3 protein-coding genes are annotated in these 9,424 nt (G+C 59.6%); all 3 read left to right on the plus strand.

Features of this window, described 5'->3' with window-relative positions:
- Positions 1-133 precede the first annotated feature (133 nt).
- The 3 genes from recC to recD are packed head-to-tail and all read left to right on the plus strand — an operon-like array spanning position 134 to position 9,416.
- Positions 134-3,613: an exodeoxyribonuclease V subunit gamma gene (recC, locus tag H8S59_RS24100; RefSeq protein WP_187523049.1), complete on the plus strand. Its 3,480-nt coding sequence runs from the start codon at positions 134-136 to the stop codon at positions 3,611-3,613.
- Positions 3,610-7,323, plus strand: a complete 3,714-nt coding sequence (gene recB, locus H8S59_RS24105; protein WP_187523050.1) for an exodeoxyribonuclease V subunit beta — start codon at positions 3,610-3,612, stop codon at positions 7,321-7,323. Before recC ends, recB begins: the two co-directional genes overlap by 4 nt.
- Entirely contained in the window at positions 7,320-9,416 is a 2,097-nt protein-coding gene (recD, locus tag H8S59_RS24110) for an exodeoxyribonuclease V subunit alpha (protein WP_187523051.1), read from the plus strand. Before recB ends, recD begins: the two co-directional genes overlap by 4 nt.
- Positions 9,417-9,424 lie beyond the last annotated feature (8 nt).

Below are 9,424 nucleotides of genomic sequence, written 5' to 3' on the forward strand. Positions count from 1 at the left end.
TCTACCGTCCATGCGCCAACCTCGGTAGGCCAGCGACAATTCACCCGCAAATTCCCTCCTACACCCCCTCCGTTTTGCTTTAAGGTTCGGCTACAGTTTTTTCCACTCAGCACAATCAGCCAAGGAAGCATCCATGCCCGTTACAACCTCTCTCAGCGCCGGTTTCATGGTGGTTCATGGCAATCGCCTGGATGACCTGCGCAGTCTGGTTGTGTCCTGGATGCGCCGTTATCCGCTTTCACCTCTGGAAAACGAAATCGCCTTGGTGCAGAGCAACGGTATTGCCCAGTGGCTGAAGCTGGCCCTGGCTGAAGATGCAGAAGACGATGACCAGGGAGGCTGCGGAATTGCGGCAGCCATCGACGTCCAACTGCCTGGCAGTTTCATGTGGCAGTTGTATCGATTGGTATTGGGTAAGGATGAAATTCCGGCCGCGTCACTATTGGACAAGGCGCCGCTGACCTGGCGCCTGATGCGCCTGCTGCCCGCCTTGATCGACCAGCCACACTTCGAGCCGCTGCGCCGCTTCCTGACCAACGACACTGACCTGCGCAAGCGCTATCAGCTGTCCGAACGCTTGGCCGACCTGTTCGACCAGTATCAGGTGTACCGCGCCGACTGGCTGGAAGACTGGGCAGCAGGTCGTCACCAATTACGTAATGTCAGAGGCGAAGCCAAACCGCTCACCCCGGCGAATTGCTGGCAGGCTGAGTTGTGGCGTGCGCTGCTTCTGGATGTCGGAACCGAAGGCATGGCCCAAAGTCGAGCGGGTGTGCACCAACGCTTTATCGAACGCATCACCCACATGAATGAAGCCCCGGCGGGTCTACCGGCGCGGGTCATCGTCTTCGGCATTTCCTCTCTGCCTGCTCAGGCCCTGGAAGCATTGGCCGGTCTGGCCAGATTCAGCCAGGTGCTGCTCTGTGTTCACAACCCCTGTCGCCACCACTGGGCCGACATTGTTGCCGACAAGGATTTGCTGCGGCATCAGTACAAACGTCAGGCCCGTAAAACCGGAATGCCTGTCGTACTGGATCCGCAGGCTTTGCATCAGCACGCTCATCCGCTACTGGCTGCGTGGGGTAAGCAAGGTCGCGACTACATCAACCTGCTCGACAGCCACGATGATCCCGGTAGCTACCGTTCTGCGTTCAAAGATGGGCGCATAGATCTGTTCAGCGAGAGTGATCCGCATACCATTCTCAACCAGCTACAGGACGACATTCTTGAGCTACGGCCGCTTGATGAAACCCGGGAAATTTGGCCCGCTGTCGACCCGCTGCAAGACCGCTCGATCCGCTTTCACGTCGCCCACAGTGCCCAGCGTGAAGTCGAGATTCTGCACGACCAATTACTTGCACGCTTCAGCAAAGACCCGGATCTACGTCCTCGCGATGTGATCGTCATGGTCCCGGACATCGACAGCTACGCGCCGCACATTCGCGCTGTATTTGGTCAGATTGATCGCGAAGACCGCCGCTTTATCCCGTTCACCCTTGCTGACCAGGGGCAGCGCGGGCGCGAGCCTTTGCTGATCGCCGTCGAGCACCTGCTGAAGATTCCGGACAGCCGTTTCCCGGTCAGCGAAATCCTCGACCTGCTGGACGTCCCTGCATTGCGCGCCCGTTTCAAAATCAAGGAACGCGACCTGCCGACCCTGCATCGCTGGATCGAAGGTGCCGGTGTCCGTTGGGGGCTGAATGCCGAGCAGCGGGAAGGGCTCGGTTTGCCCGCAGCATTGGAGCAAAACAGCTGGCATTTCGGATTACGCCGCATGTTGCTCGGTTATGCGGTCGGTGCTGGTGCCGCCTGTGACGGCATCGAACCCTACGACGAAATCGGTGGTCTGGACGCCGCTTTGATCGGTCCGTTGGTGGCGTTGATTGACGCGCTTCAGGTCGCTCACAACGAGCTGTCTTCGCCTGCGGTAGCGACAGAGTGGGGCATCCGCCTGCAAGCGCTGATACAGCTATTCTTCCAAGCGGACAGCGAGCACGACGACTACTTGCTCGCTCAACTGGAGCAACTGCGCGAGACCTGGCTGGAGACATGTGAGTCGGTGGGTTTGCAAGACGAACTGCCACTGACCGTAGTACGCGAAGCCTGGCTGGCCGGATTGGATCAGGGCCGTTTGTCCCAACGTTTTCTCGCCGGCTCGGTCAACTTCTGCACCCTGATGCCAATCCGCGCCATCCCGTTCAAGCTGGTTTGCCTGCTCGGCATGAACGACGGCGATTACCCCCGCGCACAGCCACCGCTGGACTTTGACTTGATGGGCAGCGATTACCGCCCAGGTGATCGTTCACGCCGAGAAGACGACCGCTATCTGTTGCTCGAAGCGCTACTCTCGGCCCGAGATCAGCTGTACATCAGTTGGGTGGGCCGTAGCATTCGTGACAATAGTGAGCGACCCCCTTCTGTATTGATCGGCCAACTGCGTGATCACTTGGCGGCAGGCTGGACACTCCAAAACGCCGAAGCCCCCATGGACAGCAAAAAGCGCGATCCGGGTCAGCAACTTCTCCACGCAATGACCCTCGAACATCCGCTTCAGCCGTTCAGCGCGCAATACTTTCATGAAAACACTGAAAACTTATTCAGCTTCGCCCGTGAATGGCAGGTCCTGCACGAAACCAATGTCGCCGTGTCGATAACCACGCCACTCTCTGTCCACGAGCAAGATGAGCCCCTGAACCTGGCTCAACTGCAGGACTTCCTCAGAAACCCGGTCAAACACTTCTTCAGCCAGCGCTTGAAGATCTACTTCGAAGTGGCCGAAGCGCCTTTGGCTGACGAAGAGCCGTTTGTGCTCGACGCCCTTGAGCGCTACAGCCTGAGCGACAGCCTGCTTAACGCCGCGCTCACTGGCTCGCAAGACATTGACGAAGCGCTGCAGGCACAAGCGTTAAAACTCCAGGGCAGCGGCCTGTTACCCATGGCGGGTTTCGGCAGCAGCTTGCGAGAAGAACTGATCGAGCCGCTGCCGGATTTGCTGCAGCGCTATCAGAGCCTGCTCCATAAATGGCCTGAAGCGCTGAGCAGTGCGCTGCCGGTCAGCTACGCCCATCAAGGCGTGCGACTGGAAGGCTGGCTGGGTGGTTTGCATGCCAACGCTCAAGGCGAGTACTTGCTGATCACAGCTATTCCCAACTCCATTGGCTCGAAGAAAAACCGCAAATGGCATCGGTTGATTCGTCCGTGGGTTCTGCATCTGGTGGGCTGTGCTTGTGGGCTGCCGCTCAGCACTGCATTGGTGGCCAGCGATGAAACCTTGTTGCTGGATCCGCTGGACAAGACTCTCGCCGCCAACGCACTGAATGACCTGCTCACCGCCTGGTTGACTGGCATGCAGCGTCCATTGCCGGTGGCCGTTAAAACCGCTTTTGCCTGGCTTGGTCAGAACGACGAAAGCAAAGCCGAAGCCGCCGCTCGCAAAGCCTACGAAGGCGATGGCCAAACCACTGATGGCGAGCGACGTGAAAGCACTGCGCTGGCCCGGCAGTTTCCGGATTTCGACACCTTGATCGACAGCGAAGAGTTCGCTGGCTGGTGCGATGCGCTCTACAAACCGATTTTCGACGCGCCTTGGCAAAGCGAAGGAGCCAGCGCATGACTGACGCCCAACAGCACACCGCATCCCTGGCCCTACGTTTCCCGCTGCGTGGCAGCCAACTGATCGAAGCCAGCGCTGGTACCGGCAAGACTTTCACCATTTCGGCGCTGTACGTGCGTCTGGTTCTCGGTCATGGCGGTGATGTCGCCGGCTTTGGCCGTGAACTGTTGCCGCCGCAAATCCTCGTTGTGACCTTCACCGATGCCGCGACCAAAGAACTGCGCGACCGGATTCGGATCCGGCTGGCCGAAGCGGCACGCTTCTTTCGCGAAGAAATAAGCGCACCTGATGAGCTGATCAACGAGCTGCGCGAACAATTCACGCCCGAGCAATGGCAGGCCTGCGCCAGTCGGCTGGACATCGCCGCGCAATGGATGGACGAAGCCGCCGTATCGACGATCCACAGTTGGTGCCAGCGCATGCTGCGCGAACATGCTTTCGACAGTGGCAGCCTGTTCACCCAGACCCTGGAAACCGATCACAGCGATTTGCTTGGCGAAGTGCTGCGCGATTACTGGCGACTGTTCTGCTATCCCATGAGTGGCGACGCCCTGAATTGGGTCCGCGCCAACTGGAGTGGCCCCGCCGCGTTGTTACCTCGGGTGCGTAGCCTGTTTGGCAGCGACCGGGCGGTCCCGACCCAAGACCCTGCCGAGTTGATCGCTGCATCCTTGCAACAACGTCGCGAGGCGCTCAAGGCGCTTAAATCCCCATGGACCAACTGGGCCGCCGAGCTGCATGCCATCTGTATTGACGGCGTGGCGTGTAAGGTTGTCGATGGGCGCAAGATGCAGGAACGCTATTTCCGGCCATGGTTTGAAAAGCTCACTGCCTGGGCGGCCGATGAGGAACTGGAAGAACTCGATCTGGGCACCGGCTTTACCCGGCTGACCCCAGACGGTATCGCCGAAGCATGGAAGAGCAATCCGCCTTCGCATCCGGCTTTCGAGGCGATGGTCGAACTCAAGGTCGCCCTCGATACCTTGCCCACGCCCGATGCCGCAGTGCTCGAACACGCCGCACATTGGGTCGGCATGCGCTTCGAAGCCGAAAAGCGCCGTCGCGCAGAAATGGGCTTTGACGACATGCTGCTCAGGCTCGACGCCGCGCTGCAAAGCTCCGGCGGCGAGCGTCTGGCAACGTTGATTCGCGAACAGTTTCCGGTCGCCTTGATCGATGAATTCCAGGACACCGACCCGGTGCAGTACCGGATTTTCGAGAGCATTTATCGCCTTGAAGAAAACGACACCGAAACCGGGCTGTTCCTGATCGGCGACCCCAAGCAAGCGATCTACGCGTTCCGTGGCGCCGACATCTACACCTACTTGCGTGCACGTCAGGCCACGTCTGGTCGCTGGCATACGCTGGACACCAACTATCGTTCCAGCCACTCCATGGTCGAAGCGGTCAATCATGTGTTCCTGCGCGCCGAGCAGCGTCCAGAAGGGCGCGGTGCCTTCCTGTTCCGCGAAGGTGACAAGAATGACGTACCGTTTGCCGGTGCGCTTTCTCAAGGCCGTAAAGACGCGCTGCAAATCGATGGCACACCGCTGGCTGCCCTGAATGTCTGGCAACTGGCGAGCGATCAGCCGGTCTCAGGCGTCAACTATCGTCAGCAACTGGCTGCCAGTTGCGCCAGTGAAATTGTCCGGTTGCTCAACGCGGGGCAACAGGGTCGTGCCGGTTTCGCGGCTATGGATAAAGACCTGAAAGGCCTGCTGCCTGCCGACATCGCGATTCTGGTGCGTGACGGCAAAGAGGCTCAGGCAGTGCGCGGCGAATTGTCGGCCCGTGGCGTGCGCAGCGTTTACCTGTCCGACAAGGACTCAGTGTTCGCCGCCCAGGAAGCTCACGATGTATTGGCCTGGCTAAAGGCCTGCGCCGAGCCTGATTCCGAACGCACCCTGCGCGCTGCATTGGCGTGCATCACGCTGGCATTGCCGTTGGCGGAACTGGAGCGCCTCAATCAGGACGAATTGGCGTGGGAAGCGCGGGTCATGCAATTCCGCGGTTATCACCTGATCTGGCGCAATCAGGGCGTTCTGCCTATGCTGCGTCGCTTGCTGCATGACTTCCATTTGCCGCAGACCCTGATCACCCGAAGTGACGGCGAGCGTGTCCTGACCAACTTGCTGCACCTGTCCGAATTGCTGCAACAAGCCGCTGCCGAACTGGATGGCGAGCAGGCCTTGATCCGCCATCTGGGTGAGCATCTGGCGCTGTCTGGTCAGGCTGGTGAAGAACAGATTTTGCGTCTGGAAAGTGATGAGCAACTGGTCAAGGTCGTGACCATTCACAAGTCCAAAGGCTTGCAGTATCCGTTGGTGTTCCTGCCGTTCATTTGTTCCAGCAAACCGGTGGATGGGACACGTCTGCCCCTGCATTTCCATGATGAAAACGGTCGTGCGCAAGTCAGTCTCAAACCTACCGCTGCGCTGATCGAACAGTCTGATAACGAGCGTCTGGCCGAAGACCTGCGCTTGCTTTATGTAGCCCTGACTCGCGCAGAATACGTCTGCTGGCTGGGCGTCGCTGACCTCAAGCGCGGTAATTCCAGCAGCTCGATGTTGCACCGCTCGGCTTTGGGGTATCTGTTGGGCGGCGGCACGCCGTTGGCTGAGTCGGCTGGCCTGGCGTCGTGGCTGCGGGATCTGGGCGAAAGCTGCGACGGTATCAGCGTCGAAGACGTGCCTGCCGCGACTGCAGAAACCTTCAGCCCGCCACGCAACGAAGCAACGTTGCTCAAGCCGCGCATGCCCAAACGCCGCGCTGCCGAAAATTGGTGGATCGCCTCCTACAGCGCATTGCGCATCGGCGACACGATCACTGCGGGCAGCGACAGCGACGAATCACCGGACAGCCCGCAAGCGCAAAAGCTGTTCGATGACGAACGCCTCGACCGCGAAGCGCCCCGTGAAGTGCTGGTCAGCGGAGGGGATATCCACCGTTTTCCACGCGGTCCTAATCCCGGCACCTTCCTCCATGGTTTGTTGGAATGGGCGGGCAATGAAGGTTTTGCCAAGGCCGTCAGCGATCCACAACAGCTCAAGGATGCTGTGGCTCGGCGCTGTAACCGACGCGGCTGGGAAGGCTGGATCGACACGCTGACCGGCTGGCTGACACAGGTCCTGAATCTACCGTTGTCGCTGGCCGGCGATAGTACGCCGATTTCTCTAGGGGCGATGGACCAGCCCAATCAGTACCGCATCGAAATGGAGTTCTGGTTCGCCTGCCACAAAGTCAACGTCGCACAAATGGACGCTCTGGTGCGCCGCTACACCCATGACAACGCCCCGCGCGCGGCAACCGAAACAGTTTCCCTGAACGGCATGTTCAAGGGCTTCATCGACCTGACGTTCGAACACGAAGGTCGTTATTACGTGGCGGATTACAAATCCAACTGGCTTGGGCCGGACGATGAAAGCTACACCCAGGACGCCATGACCAGCGCAATTCTGGACAACCGTTACGACCTGCAATACGTGCTCTACTTGCTGGCCTTGCATCGCCAGCTCAAGGCGCGGCTCGCCGATTACGACTACGACCAGCACATGGGCGGCGCGCTGTATGTGTTCCTGCGCGGTGCTTATTCAACCAGCCAGGGCGCCTGGTTTACCCGGCCGCCACGGGAACTGATCGTAGGTCTGGATCTTCTGTTTCAAGGCAAATCAGTGACTGAAGAATTCGTCCTGACCGGAGAACCCGCATGAGTCGCTCATTTGCTGAACTGCTGCCCACGCCGCTGGATGCCCAAAGCCTGGCTGACCTCGCGCCGCTGACTAACGTTCGCGATCTGCTGTTATTGCTTGAACGTTGGGTTGAGCGCGGTTGGCTGCGGGCGCTGGATAAGGCTTTCGTCGCGTTCCTCAGTGAGCTGGATCCGTCCGCCGATTCGCTGGTGCTGCTGGCCGCTGCATTGACCAGCCACCAACTCGGCCACGGCCATGTGTGCCTGGATCTGTACGAAACCCTTAAAGAACCGGACTTCGCCTTGTCATTGCCCCCCGAAGGTGATGTGCAAAGCGGCCCGATGCTGCTGCCGTCGCAGTTACTGGTAGCGCTTGATGGCGACGCATGGTGCAAAGCATTGCTCGCCAGCACGCTGGTTGCCAGAGGGGATGACCACAGTGAAAGTGCGAGCAGCAAACCGTTGGTGTTGTCTGATCGGCGTTTGTACTTGCGCCGCTACTGGACGTACGAACGGCGCATCGGCGCGATATTGCGTCAGCGGCTGGCACAGCAGGAGGCCGTTTCCGACGACCTCGCCCAGCGTTTGAACGCGCTGTTCCCGCAGAGTACTACGCCGGATGCGCTGATCGACTGGCAGAAACTGGCGTGTGCGCTGGCGACTCGTGGTGCATTCAGCATCATTACGGGCGGGCCGGGCACCGGCAAAACCACCACGGTTGTGCGCTTGCTCGCGTTGTTGCAGGCCCCGGCTGTACAGGCCGGTCAGCCATTGCGGATTCGGCTTGCGGCACCCACCGGTAAAGCGGCGGCGCGTTTGACTGAGTCCATCAGTCAGCAAGTGCAGAGCCTGACGGTCAGCGAAGACGTGCGGCAGAAAATCCCTGCCGAGGTGACGACGGTCCATCGCTTGTTGGGCAGTCGTCCGGGCACCCGTCACTTCCGCCATCACGCTGGAAATCTGCTGCCACTGGATGTGTTGGTGGTGGACGAAGCATCGATGATCGACCTGGAAATGATGGCCAATCTTTTGGAAGCCCTGCCGCCACATGCACGCATGGTGCTGCTGGGTGACAAGGACCAGTTGGCCTCCGTTGAGGCGGGCGCGGTACTGGGTGATTTGTGCCGTGATGCCGAAGCCGGGTTATACAGCCCGCAAACCCAGCGCTGGCTGGAAGCAATCAGCGGCGAAGACTTGAATCGTGCCGGTTTGCAGCAAGGCGATGAGCAACAGCATCCGCTGGCTCAGCAAGTGGCGATGTTACGTTACTCGCGGCGCTTTGGTGAAGGCAGTGGTATCGGGCAACTGGCGCGGCTGGTCAATCAGCAACAGTCCACCGAAGCCCGGGCTTTGTTGGCCGCTCGTAGTCACGCTGATTTGCACGCATTGGCCCTCAAGAATGAGCAGGATCGTTCACTGGAACGTCTGCTGCTCGAAGGGCTCGACCAAGGCCCGAAAGGTCCGCAGGGCTATCGGCATTATCTGGGCGTGATGGCTGCGCAGCGTCCGCCACAGGATTCCCCGCTGGAAGACGAGCGTTGGGGTCATTGGGCCAGAGCGGTGCTGGATGCATTTGATGCGTTTCAGTTGTTGTGCGCTGTGCGCAAAGGGCCTTGGGGTGTAGAAGGGCTGAACCGGCGTATTACCAGCGCGCTGTACGAAGCCCGACTGATTGAAAGCGATCAGCATTGGTACGAAGGTCGTCCGGTGTTGATGACCCGCAATGATTACGGGCTCGGTTTGATGAACGGTGACATCGGCATCGCCTTGCGCCTGCCTGAGCGCGACGGCCCGGAAGCGGGCAAGCAGGTGTTGCGCGTGGCCTTTCCACGTAACGACGGTAGCGGCGGGGTACGCTTCGTCTTGCCGAGTCGGCTTAACGACGTGGAAACGGTGTATGCCATGACCGTACACAAATCCCAAGGCTCGGAGTTCGCCCATACCGCGCTGATCCTGCCGGAGGCGCTGAACCCGGTGCTCACCAAAGAGCTGATTTACACCGGCATCACCCGCGCCAAAAACTGGTTCAGTTTGATCGAGCCGCGCAAGGGCGTGTTCGAAGAAGCATTGCGACGCAAGGTGAAGCGCTTGAGCGGGTTGATGCTGGAGCTGTAAAAAACCAT

Source organism: Pseudomonas folii, assembly GCF_014357575.1.
Lineage (GTDB): Bacteria > Pseudomonadota > Gammaproteobacteria > Pseudomonadales > Pseudomonadaceae > Aquipseudomonas > Aquipseudomonas folii.